The sequence below is a fragment of the Methanogenium cariaci JCM 10550 genome, from assembly GCF_001315945.1.
In the GTDB taxonomy this organism is placed as follows: Archaea; Halobacteriota; Methanomicrobia; order Methanomicrobiales; family Methanomicrobiaceae; genus Methanogenium; species Methanogenium cariaci.
On the sequence record NZ_BBBG01000006.1, the window covers coordinates 64,872 to 82,745 of the forward strand.

The window sequence follows — 17,874 nt, forward strand, 5'->3', positions numbered from 1 at the left end:
CTGTCCGCTTCTTTCATATGTTGATTATGCCGTCCGAGATGGCCTGTCCACTCTCCCTCTCGATTATTCTGTAGGTTACTATCTCATCTGTGGTCAGGTAGAATTCAGGGTCATTCCACCCGAGATAAGCGCCAGCAACACCGCTTGTGCTTCCGTTGTTATTTGCATAGAGGAAGAACTGGTTGCCGGTGTTGATCTGCATATCCGCAGTTAATGATCCTAATCGGCTGACCTTTCGGATTATAGGTTTATCGCCGCTCTTCTGGTTTGCAGAACCTGAAAATCTCCTAGTCTCCTCTCCGTTCGTCAGGATAACGATGACATCGACAAGGTCGATATACTCTCCCGATTCATGGGTGAATAAAAGGCCGTTATCTATTGCCTTGCACGAGATGATGGCTGTCGGTGCCTTCCTGTCACTGTCTGAATAGCCTCCGGCAAACCCGGATACGACGGCTGCGATAATGACGGTCACAACGATCATCAACATCACACCGATGACCGGCGATACTGCCTCTTCCTTTTCTGTAATCATATCACGGTCACCTCGTCAGACCATATCACGGTATTCGAGGGTTCGTGGACCACATGGATCTCAATCTGGTCGCCCGGTTCTACTTCATCGTCCGGGTAACCAAGGACATACTCGATACCTCCGCAGAATTTATCGCCCGTGTGCCAGTAGGCGCCGGGTCTGCCGAAGAACGTGTTGGTGGCCCCCCCTCCGTTAAAACTCCTGAAGGTGTTTTTGATCCGTGTGCGCCCTGAAATTCCGGGGACTGCGTGAATTCGTGGGAGATGATGTTTCTGTCGGCATCTTCATAATATGAGACAATTTTCAGGTCTCCGGTATCGATCGCCTCGCCGCTCTTCATAATGGCCTCAAGGTATGGCCCCGCACCTCCATGCGAGCTCGCAATCATGAACGCGGAGTAGGCCTTGAACTCAAATGCCGCAACAGGGACGTCTGTTGATGAGTCCGTAAGGCCTCCGGCAAACCCTGAGACGACGGCTGCTATGATGATTGTTACAACCAGCATCAGCATCACGCCGATAACAGGTGACACTCCACTTTCTTCCTCTGTAAAATATGGACATTTCATCAGTAGATCACCTCTCCGCTGAAAATTGTCTTACCACTCGGGATGTGGATGATCTCGACTTCGACCGGTTCGTCACCGACAGTCTGTGTTGCTATGACGCTCGCAAGTGATGCCGCATCGACGGTTGTATAGATATCGCCGGGCATCATTGTCGAGTTGCCCCAGTACTTGACCGGCTCGCCATTTGAGACCGTGCACGGGTAGCCGTTGTTTGAAATAAGCGATCCGGTGCCAGCAGAGTAATCCATTGCATCAAAGTTGTTCGCGGGAATCACCGGGTCGAGCGAACCGTCGGTCGTATGCTTGAAGATACTGGCATCTGTAATTTTGTTACGTCCATGCGTGAACTTATGATAATACGTGATAATCTTCAGATCGCCCGTCTTCAGAGAATCTCCACCGAGATGTGTGAATACAAGCTTTGGGTATGCCCCTGCTGTCTTCAGCTGCACATCTATCTGTGCAACCGGTGTCTCCTTCTGGTCGTCGGCATACCCTCCCGCGAAAGCTGAAACCGCCGCGGCGATTATTATCGTCACCACGAGCATCAGCATCACGCCGATTACAGGGGGGGAGACTGCCTCCGAATTTAAATTAATATGTTTTTTTTCCATAATCTCTTCCATCACAATTAGTAATCGTAATTAACAATTTCAATTGTTATAAAAACAATTTAAATGATCAATCGATTGATGAAAATATGTGGCATATCCATATATATTTTATGAAATGAATTGGGGGGCATCCTCGGACTGAATATCAATATTTCTATTTTTGACTCAATTCCTGGAAAAATTTAAAATAGTAATTTAAATGCGGGCTTGGCCCGATGGCTGCCGCATTCAGACGCAGAACAAATAAATTATAATTAAAACAATTTTTTATACTTGGCTTCCAAAGTTTATTCAACCGTACAAATGGCAATTCCATACGAAGAGATCTAATCCAGGTAGGAAACAAAAAATGCGAACACATGAGATCCTTATAATATTGCTGTTTATCGCCTTGGCGATTGCAGCCCCCCGGCTACTGCAAGATATGTATCTCCCGAAGGTTCCAATGCAGGAATCAATCCGGGAGACACCGTATTTAACGGTGAACAAGGGATCAATTTTTCAAAATTCCAGCCTCTCCTCCCTCTCGCACCACCTCTCTGGCTGGCCTGCGATGATGGGGGGGATCGGCACTGGCAATGCAGACGCTGGACAACCGCGCTGTCATGACGGGCCGGGTAAATGTTGAATCAGCATATATTGACCGGCCGTTCAGACTATATAATGGAAGCTGGGGGGGAGATGCCATCTGCACGGTATCCAGACCGTCGGGAACTATAGAGGTGCGAACGGGAACCGCACTCGGGACAGACGTGGATCCGTCAATAACCGACACAAAAACCCCCCTGCAATTATTCCTGCCACTATAAACGTCCAGTTCAAACTGGATGCAACGAACCTCAATAATGGTAATTTTATCAGCCCTGGTATGAGTATAAACTCATGACACCGGGCGGCGTCCCACTCAGCACCGTCACGAACATGGCGGGCACTGCCGTACCGATTACCGGACTCACGGGTAACCCTTCTGCCAGCAACAACACCCTTGCTTTCAGCATCGCAGATCAGAACCTAAACCCGGAAGAAGGGACATATGTCATGAGATTTTCTGCATACAACGGGAATAATGCCTTTTATACGGTTGATTATCCTTTTGATGTTGTCAGGTACTTTCTTACGGCCTCAGTCTCCCCCCCCGCGAACGTTCAGGAAGATGAGACCACAACATTAACTATCGCAGGAAAGCCCTTCACCCACTATACCATTGCCATTGAAGATGCAATGGATGGAAAACCCGAACTTCAGCCTTCCGGCAACTACGACATCTACGTTGACAAATACAACGCAACTGTACATCCCGACTGGAGTGGGACTGTCAGCGTGCCGCTTTACCTCCCCCCCACGTATGGGGGGGATTCCAGCTCCACCACACGAATATATTACCCTAAAGTCTATGAAACCGGCAATCCATCCACCTACGTAACGGCACAGATCGTTGTGGAACCGGGAAAAACCCAGGATATTGTACTGTATGGCAACAAGCTGGGTGACGATGAATACTACTGTCTGGGAGACAAAGTAAAGATCTCCGGCACACTGGGGGCACCTGCAAAACATGAAATGGAACTGTATTTTTATCTGAAAGGATTAAACATAGATTTGAACGGCGCAAAACCATCAAACCCATCAATTTCAGTCATTGATGGCGACAATTCAACATTTGATGTAATAACCATCTCCAAGGAGCAGACGGAATTTTCATATGACTGGGTTACCGGAAATCTCGGACTCAGCCCCCCCGACACGTATACCATATTTGCCACGACGAAACCACTGGGTTACAACAGCAGACCACTAAGTGAAAACGAAGTAAAAGACTACATATCCTTCGACCTGAACGAACCCTCAATAAATGTTAAATTCCCCCCCGATGAAGCGCCAGGGGGGGTTTTTGCGCAGGGTGATCACATCGTTTCGCTATGGACAGCACGGGGAAGTCCTGCACAAATGGGATACAACGGCAAAATACGCTACTATATCTTTGGTGAAAATTTCAAATACACAAATTTCCGGCAATTCCCGCTGTTAAAGGTTGATGCAGATGCGACCCAGGCACAGCTGAAAGTACTGGCAGAAACCAATGACTTTCCGGGTTATTCCGGTCTTGATTTACCTCGCAGCTTTTCATCGAACATCAGCAGTGGGGGAGTACATCGTAGTATACCAGCACCCCCCCATGTATAACCAGAAATTTGATCTCCTGCCGGTGGAGGGAGACGCATATACAGGATTTATCACAAAAGTGGTCACATCAGACAACCAAACAATCGATATATCCACATTGCAGGCTCCAGAAGCGGCAAATGCACTCAAATCTGCCCTGAAATCACCGAGCATTGATGACACGCTGGTCACCCAGACATATGTCATTGAAAAGCCACTGGTGAACATTCAGCCAATCCTGGACTTTGAAGTAGGAGAACAGATCCCGGTCACAGGAACCACAAATCTTGAGTGTCCCATCAGTTACACCTATAACCAGATCGACCTGCCGGGGGACAGGATCTTGTTTTCCATTTATTCTGCTGACATGTACTATTCCGGGAAAACTCAGAGTACAAACCGGATCTTCAGTGATGAAAGCTATCCCCGGAAAACAAAAATAGGTGCCGCATCGCGGGACATCTCCTTTACCATCCCGGTGGATATATCTCAGAAAATGAAACCAGGCGATTATATTGCCGTTATCAAATGTGAAGATATCAAATATGAAACGACGACTCCTTTCACTCTTCACGAGGAGGGCTACAGAAAAGAACACGGTGCAGCAGCCCCCCCCGGTACTGGTGAAGAATTCAGTCAAAATCCTGTAGTAGCTTCAGAGATGCCCACAGAGATCACATCGACACCAGAACCGCAGTCGAGGCCGGTACATTCCGTTACTGATGTGCCAACCCGGACGCCGGAACAAACCGCTGGATTTGGACCAATAATCCATATACTCATAGTAATGCTGGCATTCTGCGTGCTCCCTTGTATCAAAAGGAGATAATTCGATGGCTATCACAATCAACCAGGATCTGCTGAATAAACTGGCAATTGGAATCATAATCGGAATAATTGTAATTGGTACACTAATCGGACTCAGGGTAACGGGAATCATGGGAGGAGATGATTCCGAAATATCAGTGCAGGGTAGCCCGTCTTTCGGTGACTTGTCCGGGTCAGATTCCGTCTCTCCGACAGTATCCTGGAGCCCGTCATCAGGAACTGTTTCAGAAGAATCCGATGAAAAAACAATTCTTTGTAACTGGGAATACCAGGACCAGCAGTTTACCTACTCCCATAATGTCAGGAATACAACCTACCTGAAGTTTAAACGTAAAAATGTGGGAGTATCTCCAGATTTGACAAACAAAGACATCATCACCCGGCATGTTGTTACAGACGGCGATGAAGGTCTGATACTTGAAATTGCAGATTATATTCTGATTCAATCAGAACGGAACGGATGGGGTGACTACGACACCATCATGAACACGGTTGCATTCGTGCAGCAGTACGGGCCGGGAAAATTCGAAAACACGCCACCAAATGGTTACTACAAATATCCTGTTGAAACACTGTGGGATGAAGAAGGGAGCAAGGAGGACATTAACATTCTGGCAGCCTCCATTCTGCAGGCCATGGGATATCCGGTGGTATTTCTGGAATTTCCGGAACAGTATGACAGGGGGGGATATCTAATCTGGGAATATTCCGCAATAGGTGTCAGGTGTGAAGATACGCTACCGGGAAAATCCTACCTGTCACAACAGGAAAAGATGATCGGAACGGTGACCCTCTACCCTCAAAGCAGAACGATCAATTCACCGGAAATCATGTCTCTTGAACCAAAATCCGGATACATCTCAGGAAATTCAACCGTCGGCTACGCAGACGGACAGGTTGCTTTTGCTGGAGAAGGGATTTGGGACATTGCTGCCGGAAAGATAACCTGGAGCAGTGGATTTGTATCTCCTGCCGGGATGACACCTGTTTACTACAGAATGGAAAATGCGTCCTGGATAACCGGAGAGTCGTTTATCTATGTCGATGCCCTGAACTCAGCCGCCCAACCGGGAGAAATCCCGGGTGAACTGGCAAGGGCGGAGCCTGAAATTGTTACAGACCTGATTGATCCTCGAAATGATATCAGGATCTCTTGTGATAACACCATAGATTCATCACTGACACCTCTGCTGAGAACACCATCTCCATTGAAAAATAACATCCGCCCGGAACTTTTTGACAGTATCTCAGACCAGCTGGGCATACCTGTCTCTGTGGGATTGGTCAGTGAAGAAGATGAGATCAACAAAGTCCGTGAAGATGAGTATTGGCAGGACATTTGGTATGATACCATGGTGAATTTATATGACAATACCTGGTATCTTGATATCATAGAATATGATATCATTGAAAACCAGGCGCTGTACACAAAATCAAATGAAATGTATATCTCCCCCGCCGCGGCGTGGCGAATAAAATACGAAGCGATTCCCGTTGATCCTCCGGACAATGACCTGGAAGGTCTCTCATCTTTTTCGGATATGAGATTTGCCGTCTATAAAGTAGACGAAATCGAAGGTTCGGCAACACTCCTCGGCAAGTTTGCATATGGGCATACTTCGGGCCAGGAAAATGTAAATTATCAAAATTTCTATGAATCCGGCAATTTCTATATTGTAACTTTTGTCAGAAACTGTGAGGCCAAAGTGTCCATCCAGATGCATGGAAAGGAGAACATCTGATATGAAAACAGGAAAATTTCTAAAAGAAAAGATGACCCGGCCATATGTAACTAAATACAGGCATTTCATACCTGACCCTATCCATTTCAGAAAAATAAACGATCATACACGGGAGTTTATGTGATTTATTATGGAATCTGATGTACGCAAAAAGGATGGGGGGGAAGTCTACCCGTTAGAATCCGGAGATTCCGTGGGAGAATTAAGAAAAACTGATGAAAAAATACCATCTGAGGACCTGACAGATTCTCCTGAATTGTCGCCGGATACCGGAGATACCAAAAGTGTACTTGGAAGGTTAAATCAGCATTTCCGATCATCTTCCGGGAAACAGATCGAACTAAAACTGCGGGATTCCTTAAGATCAATACTGGTGCAAAAAGGGAAGGACGTGACTGATCCAATAGAAGAATTGATTCCTGAAAAAGTATGTTATCACCATGTAACTCCCCCCCTTCCACCACTCGAACCCGGTGATGAACAGGTGATCGAGAGATACTGGCTTAATCCCCCCCCGTTTACGTATGCAAAAATTGTGAAAACCTGGGATATGGATTTTGAATACGAGGTTGTTGAACCAAAAATTTCAGAACAGGAGTATGTACTACTGGAAGAGACATATGAAGAACTAAGAAATGTACTGATATATACCTCCTCGCTTCACAAGGAAAATGTCAGGTTTGATGAGAGCAGGGTAAAGAGTATCATCAGAAACTTTGACCCTGAGATTACCGATGACCGGCTTGATATCCTCATCTATTTCCTCAGGTGCAATTTCGCCGGGTTTGGAAAACTTGATCCCCCTGATGCATGACCCAAATATTGAGGACATCACCTGCAATGGCAGGGACATGCCTGTTTTTGTCTATCACCGGAAATATTCGAATCTCGTCACAAATATCCTGTTTGAAAATGAAGAACTGAATAAATATGTCCTGAAAATTGCCCAGAAAGCTGACAAACAGATGTCCCTTACATCCCCACTCGTCGATGCGGCTCTTCCCGGGGGGGGTTCGAGAGCCCAGATTACCTACAGCGACATCATATCATCAAAGGGTAGTTCATTTACGATTCGTAAATTCAAGGCAGAACCGATGACTCCTGTTGATCTCATCTCCCTGAGTACCTACAACTCGGAACTTATGGCGGTTATCTGGTTATGTGTGGAAAACAACAAAAGTATGATTGTCGTCGGGGGGGGTACAGCCAGTGGGAAAACATCCACAATGAATGCAATCTCGTTTTTTATTCCGTCAATAGCCAAAATTGTATCTATTGAAGACACACGTGAAATCCAGCTTCCTCATAAAAACTGGCTTCCGCTTAAAACTCGTGAAGGAGGTAAAAATTTTGATTCGGCAGATGTCGATATGTTCACGCTCTTAAAAACCTCACTCAGGCAGCGCCCGGAATTTATTATTGTAGGGGGGGAAGTCAGGGGGGGTGCAGAGGCACAGACTTTGTTTCAGGCCATGAATACGGGCCATACAACATTCTCCACTCTGCATGCAGGAGGGGGGGTGAAAGAAGCTATTAACAGGCTCACTCATGACCCCATCAACGTCCCGACGGTGATGTTCGGAGCGCTTGATCTTATGATTATTCAGGGATTGCAGTACAAAAATGGCCTGGGATTCAGACGGTGCCTGTCAATAAATGAGATGAATGTCGAAGGTGGTGATGTCCGGTGGAATCCATTGTATGAATGGAATTTAAAGACGGATACGTTTGACCGGGTATATAGTCAGTCAACAATTCTCGAAAGTATTGCCTATACCAATGGGTGGACCGGAGAAGAACTAGAGTCCCAGATAGATGCCAGAAAGCGTCTTCTTGATAGAATTGTTGGGAAAAAGATTTTTGATATCGATGAAATTTCACATTTCATCAATGAATTACGAAAGATGACTTACAATGCAGATTAATTCAGCCATATCTCAGTTTCTGGATATTAAAAAGCTCAGAAAGTCCCTGAGGGGGTGCACATATCCCGGTAAACCATGAGATGTATCTCCATTTTGGACTTGTCTTTACGCTGCTGGGTGCGTTTGCGTACATGCTCCTGCAGTTACTGTTGATGGTTTATGATATACAGGTAAATATTCTCCCGTTCCTCCCCCCCTATCCGGTTACACAGGTACTGGTCTTTATTGTTATGGTGGCCGGAACATTTTTTGCATTTTATTATTATCCTCAACTGGTGGCAGAGGGAAGAAGAGTTCGAATAGACATGGACCTGCCATATGCCATCACCTACATGGAGGCACTTTCCACTAATGTAACACTATATTCTCTCTTTAAAAGCGTATTTGAAGCAGAGGATCTCTATGGGGGGGAAGTGTCTCTTGAGTGCGGGATGATTGTGCGTGATGTCGAAATCTTTGGGAAAGATCTCCTCACTGCAATGAGAGATCTTCAGGAAATTACCCCTTTAGAACATTTTGCTGATCTCCTAAATGATCTTGCACTTGTTTTCAGAACCGGAGGGAACATGAAGGATTTTTTTGATTCCCGTTCAAACAGTTTCCGGGAACTCGCCAGGCAGGAACTCGAAGCAACTCTTCAGATAATGGAAATGATAGCTGAAGTATATGTGACAGCATTTGTTGCAGGGCCTATCGCAATTATCATTATGCTGGTTGCACAGAACCTCTCCGGTCAGGGACAGATCGAAGGTATCATGCCGTTAATGTATATTGGCCTCCCCCCCTTGGTGCGATCGCTCTGATAGTAATCCTTTATCACATACTTCCCCCAGACAATCTTGTCATCTCCCAGCGTGAGTTCAGGGAAACGGAATTTAATGACGAAATCATTGAAAAAAAGACCGAAGAAGAATATAGTGATGATTTCATCAAAAAAATTGAAAAACGGAAAGAAATGGCTGAAAGTAGAGAAAATCCTGAAGCATCCGTTCAGGTATTTCATCTCAGATTACCAGATTGGCCTTTTTATTGGCATGATCCTTTCTCTGATAATTGCATGGCAGTATTTTGCCGGTGGTCTTGCACAAATAATTCCGAAATTTACCTTTGAAGTGTTTATCTGCCTGTTCATCATTGCTCTTATCTTCCCTGTCATAATCGCATATGAATATCGTAAAATCTACACGCACAGAGTAGAGTCGCAGATGCCTGAATTACTCCGTGATATTGCCGATATCAAGGATCTTGGAATGACACTCCAGTGTGCGATAGACATGGTGTCCACTTCAAAACTTGGTGTTCTTTCATCAGAGTTGAAAATTGCATCCGATGAGGTGAAATGGGGGGGATATAGCATTTCAAGTGCACTTGTGCGTATGGAAGAGAGGATAGGTCTGGTCTCTGTCAAACGTGCTATTTCACTTATTGTAAAGGCAAGTGAGATCACCGATAACCTGAGAGATATCCTGACCATTGCCATCAGTGATCTTGATCACTATCTTAAAATGAAATCAAAGAGATTTAATGTATCTTTTGTGTATCTTGCGGTCATTTACCTGTCTTTTGGTATCTATCTCTACTGCTCCTACCAGCTAAACGATTCGTTCGTGGCAAGTTTCAGAGATCTGGATGTCAGTTTTGACATAACAGGAAATGTCCAGGACATGTTTAGGGTGGCTATCATTATTGGAGGGTTTTCAGGGATAATGGCCGGGCAGTTAAGCTCGAATAACATCCTGAGCGGATTGAAACATACGGCCATTTTTAATTGCCTCAATTGTGCTCTTTGTATACATTCTGTAATATCACAGGGAGTTTGAAGATATGAAAAAATTAAAAAAAGAAACCTGGTATGAAAACATCTACGCACGGATCGCACCTATCCTGACAATGAACCGTAATAGTAAGGACAGCCCGGATTCCCGAATCATAGAATCTGATGCGGTTTCCTCTGTGGTTGCTCTTATGTTGCTCCTTGCAGTGGTTGCAACATTCATTTCACTATATTCCACGAGTTACATTCCAGGGCTTAAGGAACAATCTGAGATCACACAGATCGCCACCGTAAAAGAATCCTTCATAAAATTCTCAGGTGATGTTGAGCATATTGTAATGGAAAAAACACCTGCTTCCTGTGGGAATATGATACCTCTGGGGGGGCGGGTGATATTCTGTTTAGCCCTGAAAAATCAAGTGGAACACTCACCGTCACAGACTGTGGCACCATGGTTGAAATCCACGCAGGATCTGGAAATAGCACTGCAGTTTCCGGTATGGTGAACGTCGCATTCAGGCCATCTTATACATTCTGGGAAGAACAGGGGTACACCTGGCAGTATGGCTACATCAATGTCACAAAAAATGAAAAAGAGATCCCTTTGACGGAGTTTGCTATGGATGATGTACTCGCTGATGACAAATTTTCAACATTTGCGGAATCGTTTGTCACATTTGAAGATAAGGGAGATTTCAATGTTAGTTCCGGAAAAAAAGAACTTTCATCCCTTAAAATCGATATGGTGAATATCATCCCCCCCGGGAGCAACTCGTTTATCAGTGGAAACAATCCCACCAATTTGGGTATACTCGCTGATGTACGTGAGGCGGAGCCTGTGACCACCCACCATCTTGAGTTCAATTATACCAACAGCACAGATATGCCGGTAATGTCAGCATTTTCAACGCATCTGGCAGATAAAATCAGATCAGAACTGAAAACCCTTGCCAAAAACTACGATACGGTTCAGTCGGTCACAGAAAAAAGAGGGATGAATGGCCATGACACAACGACCTTTAATATCGACGAGGCATGTCCTGTGGAAGTCATCATCAGACAGGTGAACATATCCGTCTCTGTGTCATAAACAAAAAAACAGGCAGGGGGGAGAGAAGCAGGCCCCACATCCTGGTCGCTTCCTCCCAACGACCTCTGCACCATACCTGAGATTCGATCTCGGAAATTATAATTTATATCAGTCTCTTGCCAAATCTCAGATATTTACGTGACCGATAATTATCGATTCAGGTTCAAAGAACCAATCAAACGTTGAAATTTCTGTGTTCGATGGATTTTTCCAAAGAAATGGTCGTGTCTGAATTTCCCTGCACAACAGATCATCATTTCCATCTCCCTTTTGTCATTCATGAACCTCCCTTTCGCTGATCTGAGATCATAAATCATAGATTACAGCAAATGCCCTTAAATATCTCACAATCTGCCCCAAAAAGATCTAATATTTTCCAATGTGTGAAGCAAAACAGGAATGTCATCTATAATCTCACAAATTACTGACACAGGCAGAATTCATCATACGTTGCCCTAATGATGAAATAAACAACAACCCGGAGTTTAATGTCCAATTTGATCATTTGCCATTAGAAATGAGCGAAAGGGAAGCATGGAGCATTAAAACACAGCGTTTTTACGGAGTAGTGGTTACTCCCGAAAATATCACACTTCTGGCGCTCACCAGACGAACGGTTTCTCCTCCATCAAATTTGATATCAGGTGGCTGAACAACGATTTCGTCACCAAGATCAAATGAATTTCCCTCAAGGACAAAAAAATCATCGGATGATCTGATTGTTGTGGTCTGTTTATCCTTGATGATAACTATCTGAAGATCAGACTTCCTGACCCAGTCCCCTCCCTTATGCTGCAATGTGATATTATCCAGAGAGTTACCCATCAGAATATCCACTGTGTCACTCCTTTCAGATGGGAGGAGGCCAAGTAGTGTCACAGAAAAAAGAGAGACCAACAACAGGGCAAGAACGATCATCATAAGCTCTCCAAGAACAGGGGACACCGCATCGTTATCAAGAGCGTAATTCTTTAGGTTCATGAATTGAATAAGTGTTGTACAACAATATTATTTGATTATTATCAAATAATGTTGTCAAATTCGGGGTGGTGACACTGTGGGGCACAGCAGCCCTCACGCATATATGTCACTCACTCATTACCCTCAGATCCACAAATCGCCTGAAAATGAGGAAGCCCCCCCCAACCACATAGAATATTCCACATCAAATTCTACTGGCGCTCACAGGGCATCTCGTGAAGCAAAGAGATATTCAAACACATATCCTGAATATTTGCCAAAATGTTCATTTGCATAATCTCCAATGACTCTATCTATCTTTTCACAATCCGATTTGGGGAAGTGCATCCTGGAAAGATATGTTCTGCACATTATATCACGGATGTGAGAATCGACAGGAAATAATTCCGTCCGTTCGAATGCAAAAAGCAGGATCCATTCTGCAACGAGTGGCCTGATCCCCCCCTTTAATTCAGATAAAAATTGATTTGCATCCTTAAGATCCATATTTTCAACCGTATGGACCCACGAAAGGTTGTCAACAACCTTTTTGGCGACAAGAAAGATATTATCTGCTTTATAGCCAAGATTGCAGGACTTCAATTGCGAAAGGCCTCCTTCAAGGATTGTTTCTGCATCGGGAAATGTATAAAATGTATGCCCATCAAGTTCGATTCGATCGCCCATTTTCTGTGAAATTCTGGTGAAACTATCCACTTTGGGAATAAGACGCACTTTATTTACTAACAACTGAAAGCAGACACATTCCCAGGGATCTTGGTGAATAATTCTCAATCCACGATTTCCCGGATTGCCAGTTCAAGATGCGGATCCCCCCCGGGAAAGGCACCATAGAAGTTCAGCAGATCATAGTCCCATGAAAAATAATCCTTGTAGAATTTCTCAGAGCAACCGGAAAAATAAAGTACATCTCCTACCTGTCGCGTCTTGATCACAGTATCTCCGACAATTCCATACCACCAGTCACCAATTCGCTCCCACCGTGAAGTCTGCCCACAGTTGAGAGTATGATTTAAATCAAACGGATAATCGTTCCGGAGTTGCAGTGATCGGTAGCCTTCCATCCCTCATAGCGTCCCCCCCCATAATTAAATAAATATTCAGATCAATGATTAAACTTAAGTTTAAATAGAACAAATTTTTTTAATTAATTGATTTCTGTAAAACTATTTGAAATAGAGGTTTTCGTATGAACAATACAAAGGAAGATGCAGTCTCTCCGGTTATCGGTGTTATGCTGATGCTTGCAGTAACGATTATTATTGCGGCATGCGTGTCGGCATTCGCAGGCGGTGCCTCCACACAATTCGAAGAGACGCCACAGACAAGTCTGCTTGTGTACTGTGATGGATCAGGAGATGCGTTTAGTATCATCTTTGAACATCACAGCGGCGCATCCATACAATCTGAAAAACTGAAAATTATCACTTGGATCAAAGCTGAAGATAATACGATGATAAAGCATGAACAATCTGGTATTTCCCCCCCCGTTCGTCTTCTGTCACACCCGCAGTACGAATTCCGTATGTCTATGATGCACAGAAAGGTATATTGCCAGAGCTGGAGTTCGGGGGGGAGGCCATATGGAAACCGGGGGGGTTTATCGCAGGTACGGGAAACAAAGCAGCAACTGCAGAATTTCTGGGTGTTTCCGAAGAGGATCTGGATGAACTCATAGCATCTGATACTCCGGTTGAGGTAACGATTGTCTATTTACCAAATGGAAATACTCTACTCAAAAAGGAATTTATACTCGGGTAGGGAGTAACATGAACAGAGAAAACCTAAATGATCGGGCCGTATCCGAAGTTTTTGGTGTTATGCTCATACTCACCATAACACTCATTGTTGCCTGTATTGTAGCCACATTCGTATGCGGATTTTCGTTTGATGCAAAAAAGGACGCAATATCTGCAAATATTGTCGCTTCAGATCTGTACATGGATGAATCGGATGAATCCTGCGCATATATCCTGTTCGATCACCTGAGCGGCGATCCCGTTGACCTGAATGACATTCGGGTATCACTCGGAATACGTTCCTCAGCAAAAATGACAACCTGTATCAGGAATGTGGATCATCCGACGGGACTGGATGAAGCAGGCAATTCACTGACTTGTTATATTGCTAATTACGGAGAGGACAGCAGCAAGATAACCGTCGGGGGGGACAGATTTGTTCTTTATGCTGACGGTATAGATAAAAACGGCATTTTTTGGATGAGGGAAAACACCAGTGAAAAATTTTCCGCGCCTATGAATGATTACATCACCTACCAGATCATCGACACCAGGTCAAACAGGCCAATAAGCACAGGCTCGATACCCGTTTCCCATACCGGGTAACATCTCCTCACAGGTGGGGGGGTGATTCTCCACCGGCGCTGACATGACCCGGTGGCTGTCGATGATCCTCAATGAGGGGACATTTGAAGGAAATGAGTTAGTCTCCGCCGATGTGATGCATGAAATTCTGGCTTCAGCCCCCCCGGCGATGGGGAAAGGCCGTAGCGGGCCTCTGGGTGACCAAAATGGGCTTGTGCAGTTGGGAAGTGATAGCTACTACTTCGGTGATGAGCGTGTTGTTGAGAAGAACGGGGGGGCACTTGACGATGTCCGCACCCTTGTCCCGGAGAAAGATATTGGCATTGTCGTTCTTGCAAACAAACATCTGACGGTATTCCCGGAGGCAGTACGAGCAGAGTTTCTGGAACGGGTCTGTGGAGAGAGTGGCACTGACCTGCAGGCACGGATACAGCACAGTCAGGCGGCAATGGTATTCGCTGGGTGATATCCCCCCCGAACCGCCTGAATCCGGGGGGGCACCGGCGTCTGCTCCATCAGAGGAAATAGTGGGCACGTATGAGAGCAGACTTTATGGCACACTGGTGATCACATCCGGTGCGGAGGATGGCGATGGTGGGTTTACTCTCTCCCTTGGCCGTGTCACCTACCCCCCCGGTATCCTGAGGCACTGGGACGGGGGATACGTATCAGGCGGTCTGGAACGACCCGGATGATCTCCCTGATCTCTTTGTCTTTACTGTGGAGGGTAGGGGGGGCAGGGTGTCCGGTTTTCAGGGAGAAGGGATGGGCGAATTCAAAAAAGTCTATACGGGATGAGGGGATTACGTCCCCCCCCTTTTTGCCGTTAAAAAATCAGTGCTGTATCAGTGATCTGATCTCTGCAATCAGGGTGGTGAATTCCCCTTCCGTGATCTCTTCCCCGGAAAACCGCTGCTGTTCTGTTGCCGTCAGTATTCTGATGGTCTGTTCGCTGGTCTGCGGATCGGCATTCTCCAGAAGGTAGTTTCTGCACTCCCGGTCCGAGAGTTCCCGTCCCGAACATTCTTCTGATGAAATATTCATCCTGAGGGCCCGTACTGCCATACTTATGGCTTCCGTTTGGTATCCTTTTTGGAAGAGGGATTCGGCAGTATGCAGCATGTCCATGGTGTCATACGTTTGGACGTCATTCTGGCTCTCGGCGGAATCTCTTTTCCCGGAACGGTTTGGTCTGCGGGTATAGTATACGTACATCAGACCGGCATTGAGACTGGTAAAGATCAGGATCAGGATGGGCAGGACATAGAAGGGGACGATGTCATCCTCTCTGAGACTGACTGACGTTAACGTCCCGTTTTCATATGTCGCCCGGATTTCTGCCGCGTATATGCCTTTGGTGTAGAGAACGGTCACGTCCGAATACCGGGGGTGAGAGATTTATTTTCGTTCCTGAGCGGAGATATCCCTTTGATGCGGTCTGTGAAAGGAGACTCGTGAATGTCTCATTTTCTAAAAAGATTCCCGGCAAGGCAATCAGTGCACTGGTATTTTCAAAAATATCTGCGATCCGGCCCTCATTCACCGTCCCCCCCGAAAGGGAGATCTCCTCATCATTGGTGTCCCGGTAGAGCGAGGCAAACACGCCGGACTGATTTCCCTGCGGGGGGGTGACAACAAGGGAGAGCCGGGTAAAGTTCTGGTCGTATAAGGTCCGGTTTACGTTCTGGAAGAGTATGTCATCCGTAATTGATGCCGTCAGAGCATTTTTCCGCAGCTCCCGTTCTATCTGTTCTTCGAGCAGTGTCCGTTTGAGTGCATCGGCATCGGAATGCTTTTCAACGGGATTTGCTTCCCCCCCGTCCGTTTTTTCAGGTCGATAGGATGACGTATCCGTAGCGGTGTCTTCTGCCTTTATCTCTGAGGTGCTTTTTACGGGTGCTGTCTCGGTCTCGGTCTCGGTCTCCTCATCCGGTGCCGGTTCATCGCTGAAACTGAGAGTGATCCCCCCCTTTAAATCCGAACTGTATACCGGTCCATTCCCGTATTCAAACGAAATATCGACAATAAGATCATTCTCTCCTCCGGCATTTCCGGCGGAGACATAATACATCTCCTCCCCCCCGGAGAAGGCCGTAACCCGCTTACTCTGTGAATGTACGTATTCGCCGGTTTGGGGATCTTTAATCTTTACGACAAGAGTGCCGGGGGGGAGATCCTTATCCATCGTGTTTGTTATTTTTACCGGAATCTGTGAATTTTCATTCAGGGAAAACCGGTAGTGTGCCGCATCGGTCGAGAGGAAGAGTGCGTCATCCCCCCCGGCAGAGACCTGGGCGGTGGCAGCGATGATGAAAATCACCACGCAATAACAGAGATGCCGGATTTTTTCACGGGATCGCCTGCCTCCTTCCAAACGATATCAGCATGGCAGCGAGAAGGGACATCAGTCCCAACAGATAGCACAGGTAGCTGATATCCGTCTCCTCCGCCTCGCGGACGATTGCCTGATTGATTCCTGCATATATCTCTTCCAGCGTCTTTGCGTCAACGGATCTGAAATACTGCCCCCCGGTCTCTTTGGCAATGAATTTCAGATTGTCTTCATCCAGATTTGCGTAGAGCGGGTTGCCGAAGGAATCGTAGTCATACAGTACCGGCTCCTCAGATCCGAGACCTATCGTAAAGACTTGAATATTTCTCGTCTTTGCAAACGATACCGCCTCTTCCGGGGGGGTGATGCTCCCGGCATTATTCTCCCCCCCGTCGGAGAGCAGGATCACCACTTTCCTTTTGTCCGGGATGGCATCTGCCATGTCGGTTGCGAGGGCAAGCCCGTCCCCCCCGATTGCGGTATTCCCGTCCCTTTTGGTTACGGCGAGCAGTTTTCGCCCGACCTTCTCCTTGTCCGGACTGAGGTATGCGGCGGACGAGGCACCGGAGTCAAATAATACAACTCCGGCAAAGTCCTTTTCCCCGAGACTGTGTATGAGTTGGAGGGCCGAGGTCTTTGCCACTTCGAGCCGGTTCGGTTTATAGTCGGTTGCCTGCATACTTCCGGAGACGTCCATGGCGAGGACGACATTGACTCCCTCTTTCGCGGTCTCAAGGGGTGCATGCGGCCCGGCAAGACCGATGATAAGAAATGCCAGCGTCAGAAGCATCAGGATAAATACGGTCTTTTTCGGGGTGAAAAATGTTTTGAACGGACTTTTGTTGTCTGCTGCCTGTGCCGCCTTCGCAAAGGAGAGTTTTGAAAACGCAAGGGCACGGCGTCTGCTGCGTTTTTCATGGTAGGAATAGTAATACACCAGAGCGGGGGGGATCAGGAGCAGGCCTGACAGCACTAGAGGATGATAAAATCCGACCATG

General features: G+C 46.2%; 23 protein-coding genes. 14 read left to right on the top strand and 9 right to left on the bottom strand.

Going from position 1 to position 17,874, the window contains the following annotated elements; genetic code table 11:
• Positions 1–13 precede the first annotated feature (13 nt).
• From JCM10550_RS20050 to JCM10550_RS22435, 3 genes are all read right to left on the bottom strand, one after another.
• Entirely contained in the window at positions 14–535 is a 522-nt protein-coding gene (locus tag JCM10550_RS20050; protein WP_062398032.1) for a type IV pilin, read from the bottom strand.
• A gap of 79 nt (positions 536–614) precedes the next feature.
• Positions 615–1,103, bottom strand: coding sequence for a type IV pilin N-terminal domain-containing protein (locus JCM10550_RS20055; RefSeq protein WP_062398034.1), 489 nt, complete (start codon positions 1,101–1,103; stop codon positions 615–617).
• On the bottom strand, positions 1,103–1,717 hold the full coding sequence (locus tag JCM10550_RS22435) for a type IV pilin N-terminal domain-containing protein (protein WP_245618834.1): 615 nt from the start codon (positions 1,715–1,717) through the stop codon (positions 1,103–1,105). Before JCM10550_RS22435 ends, JCM10550_RS20055 begins: the two co-directional genes overlap by 1 nt.
• 578 nt (positions 1,718–2,295) lie before the next feature.
• Here JCM10550_RS22435 and JCM10550_RS07085 point away from each other — a divergent pair.
• From JCM10550_RS07085 to JCM10550_RS07125, 10 genes are all read left to right on the top strand, one after another.
• Positions 2,296–2,526, top strand: coding sequence for a hypothetical protein (locus JCM10550_RS07085; RefSeq protein WP_062398037.1), 231 nt, complete (start codon positions 2,296–2,298; stop codon positions 2,524–2,526).
• A gap of 73 nt (positions 2,527–2,599) precedes the next feature.
• Positions 2,600–3,901: a hypothetical protein gene (locus JCM10550_RS07090; RefSeq protein ID WP_062398039.1), complete on the top strand. Its 1,302-nt coding sequence runs from the start codon at positions 2,600–2,602 to the stop codon at positions 3,899–3,901.
• Positions 3,858–4,709, top strand: a complete 852-nt coding sequence (locus JCM10550_RS07095; RefSeq protein ID WP_157200034.1) for a hypothetical protein — start codon at positions 3,858–3,860, stop codon at positions 4,707–4,709. The genes JCM10550_RS07090 and JCM10550_RS07095 overlap by 44 nt, the downstream gene beginning before the upstream one ends.
• A 4-nt stretch (positions 4,710–4,713) precedes the next feature.
• Positions 4,714–6,450 (top strand): hypothetical protein, encoded by a 1,737-nt coding sequence (locus tag JCM10550_RS07100; RefSeq protein ID WP_062398042.1) that lies wholly within the window; start codon positions 4,714–4,716, stop codon positions 6,448–6,450.
• 130 nt (positions 6,451–6,580) lie between these two features.
• The gene (locus JCM10550_RS22440) at positions 6,581–7,264 is read left to right on the top strand and encodes a hypothetical protein (RefSeq protein ID WP_062398044.1); all 684 of its coding nucleotides are present in this window, start codon (positions 6,581–6,583) and stop codon (positions 7,262–7,264) included.
• Positions 7,257–8,375 carry a type II/IV secretion system ATPase subunit gene (locus JCM10550_RS22445; RefSeq protein ID WP_245618835.1) on the top strand — a complete coding sequence of 373 codons (1,119 nt, stop codon included), beginning with the start codon at positions 7,257–7,259 and terminating at the stop codon, positions 8,373–8,375. The genes JCM10550_RS22440 and JCM10550_RS22445 overlap by 8 nt, the downstream gene beginning before the upstream one ends.
• Before the next feature lie 80 nt (positions 8,376–8,455).
• The gene (locus JCM10550_RS22450; protein ID WP_245618836.1) at positions 8,456–9,178 is read left to right on the top strand and encodes a type II secretion system F family protein; all 723 of its coding nucleotides are present in this window, start codon (positions 8,456–8,458) and stop codon (positions 9,176–9,178) included.
• Positions 9,179–9,253: 75 nt separating this feature from the next.
• Complete coding sequence (locus tag JCM10550_RS22455) at positions 9,254–10,195, top strand: type II secretion system F family protein (RefSeq protein ID WP_245618837.1); 942 nt, start codon at positions 9,254–9,256, stop codon at positions 10,193–10,195.
• Positions 10,196–10,199: 4 nt separating this feature from the next.
• Complete coding sequence (locus JCM10550_RS07120; RefSeq protein ID WP_062398048.1) at positions 10,200–10,655, top strand: hypothetical protein; 456 nt, start codon at positions 10,200–10,202, stop codon at positions 10,653–10,655.
• Entirely contained in the window at positions 10,649–11,239 is a 591-nt protein-coding gene (locus JCM10550_RS07125; protein WP_062398050.1) for a hypothetical protein, read from the top strand. Before JCM10550_RS07120 ends, JCM10550_RS07125 begins: the two co-directional genes overlap by 7 nt.
• Before the next feature lie 558 nt (positions 11,240–11,797).
• On the opposite strand, the gene JCM10550_RS07130 is transcribed toward JCM10550_RS07125, so the two are convergent.
• The 3 genes from JCM10550_RS07130 to JCM10550_RS07140 form a co-directional block, all read right to left on the bottom strand.
• Complete coding sequence (locus JCM10550_RS07130) at positions 11,798–12,220, bottom strand: type IV pilin N-terminal domain-containing protein (protein WP_083475358.1); 423 nt, start codon at positions 12,218–12,220, stop codon at positions 11,798–11,800.
• A gap of 201 nt (positions 12,221–12,421) precedes the next feature.
• Positions 12,422–12,934 (bottom strand): hypothetical protein, encoded by a 513-nt coding sequence (locus JCM10550_RS07135; protein WP_062398054.1) that lies wholly within the window; start codon positions 12,932–12,934, stop codon positions 12,422–12,424.
• A gap of 56 nt (positions 12,935–12,990) precedes the next feature.
• On the bottom strand, positions 12,991–13,284 hold the full coding sequence (locus tag JCM10550_RS07140; RefSeq protein WP_062398056.1) for a DNA glycosylase: 294 nt from the start codon (positions 13,282–13,284) through the stop codon (positions 12,991–12,993).
• A gap of 125 nt (positions 13,285–13,409) precedes the next feature.
• Between JCM10550_RS07140 and JCM10550_RS20060 the strand changes: the two genes are divergently transcribed.
• From JCM10550_RS20060 to JCM10550_RS18500, 4 genes are all read left to right on the top strand, one after another.
• Positions 13,410–13,898 carry a type IV pilin N-terminal domain-containing protein gene (locus tag JCM10550_RS20060; protein ID WP_062398058.1) on the top strand — a complete coding sequence of 163 codons (489 nt, stop codon included), beginning with the start codon at positions 13,410–13,412 and terminating at the stop codon, positions 13,896–13,898.
• Positions 13,899–13,989: 91 nt separating this feature from the next.
• Complete coding sequence (locus JCM10550_RS07150) at positions 13,990–14,565, top strand: type IV pilin (RefSeq protein WP_062398060.1); 576 nt, start codon at positions 13,990–13,992, stop codon at positions 14,563–14,565.
• Positions 14,566–14,626: 61 nt separating this feature from the next.
• Entirely contained in the window at positions 14,627–15,010 is a 384-nt protein-coding gene (locus tag JCM10550_RS07155; protein ID WP_062398061.1) for a hypothetical protein, read from the top strand.
• Between the two features lie 61 nt (positions 15,011–15,071).
• Positions 15,072–15,239, top strand: a complete 168-nt coding sequence (locus JCM10550_RS18500) for a hypothetical protein (protein ID WP_157200037.1) — start codon at positions 15,072–15,074, stop codon at positions 15,237–15,239.
• Between the two features lie 139 nt (positions 15,240–15,378).
• Here JCM10550_RS18500 and JCM10550_RS07160 read toward each other — a convergent pair whose 3' ends face one another.
• The 3 genes from JCM10550_RS07160 to JCM10550_RS07170 are packed head-to-tail and all read right to left on the bottom strand — an operon-like array spanning position 15,379 to position 17,873.
• Positions 15,379–15,918 (bottom strand): hypothetical protein, encoded by a 540-nt coding sequence (locus JCM10550_RS07160; RefSeq protein ID WP_062398063.1) that lies wholly within the window; start codon positions 15,916–15,918, stop codon positions 15,379–15,381.
• The gene (locus JCM10550_RS07165; RefSeq protein WP_157200038.1) at positions 15,863–16,918 is read right to left on the bottom strand and encodes a hypothetical protein; all 1,056 of its coding nucleotides are present in this window, start codon (positions 16,916–16,918) and stop codon (positions 15,863–15,865) included. Before JCM10550_RS07165 ends, JCM10550_RS07160 begins: the two co-directional genes overlap by 56 nt.
• Positions 16,893–17,873 carry a VWA domain-containing protein gene (locus JCM10550_RS07170; protein ID WP_062398067.1) on the bottom strand — a complete coding sequence of 327 codons (981 nt, stop codon included), beginning with the start codon at positions 17,871–17,873 and terminating at the stop codon, positions 16,893–16,895. Before JCM10550_RS07170 ends, JCM10550_RS07165 begins: the two co-directional genes overlap by 26 nt.
• Position 17,874: the final 1 nt, after the last annotated feature.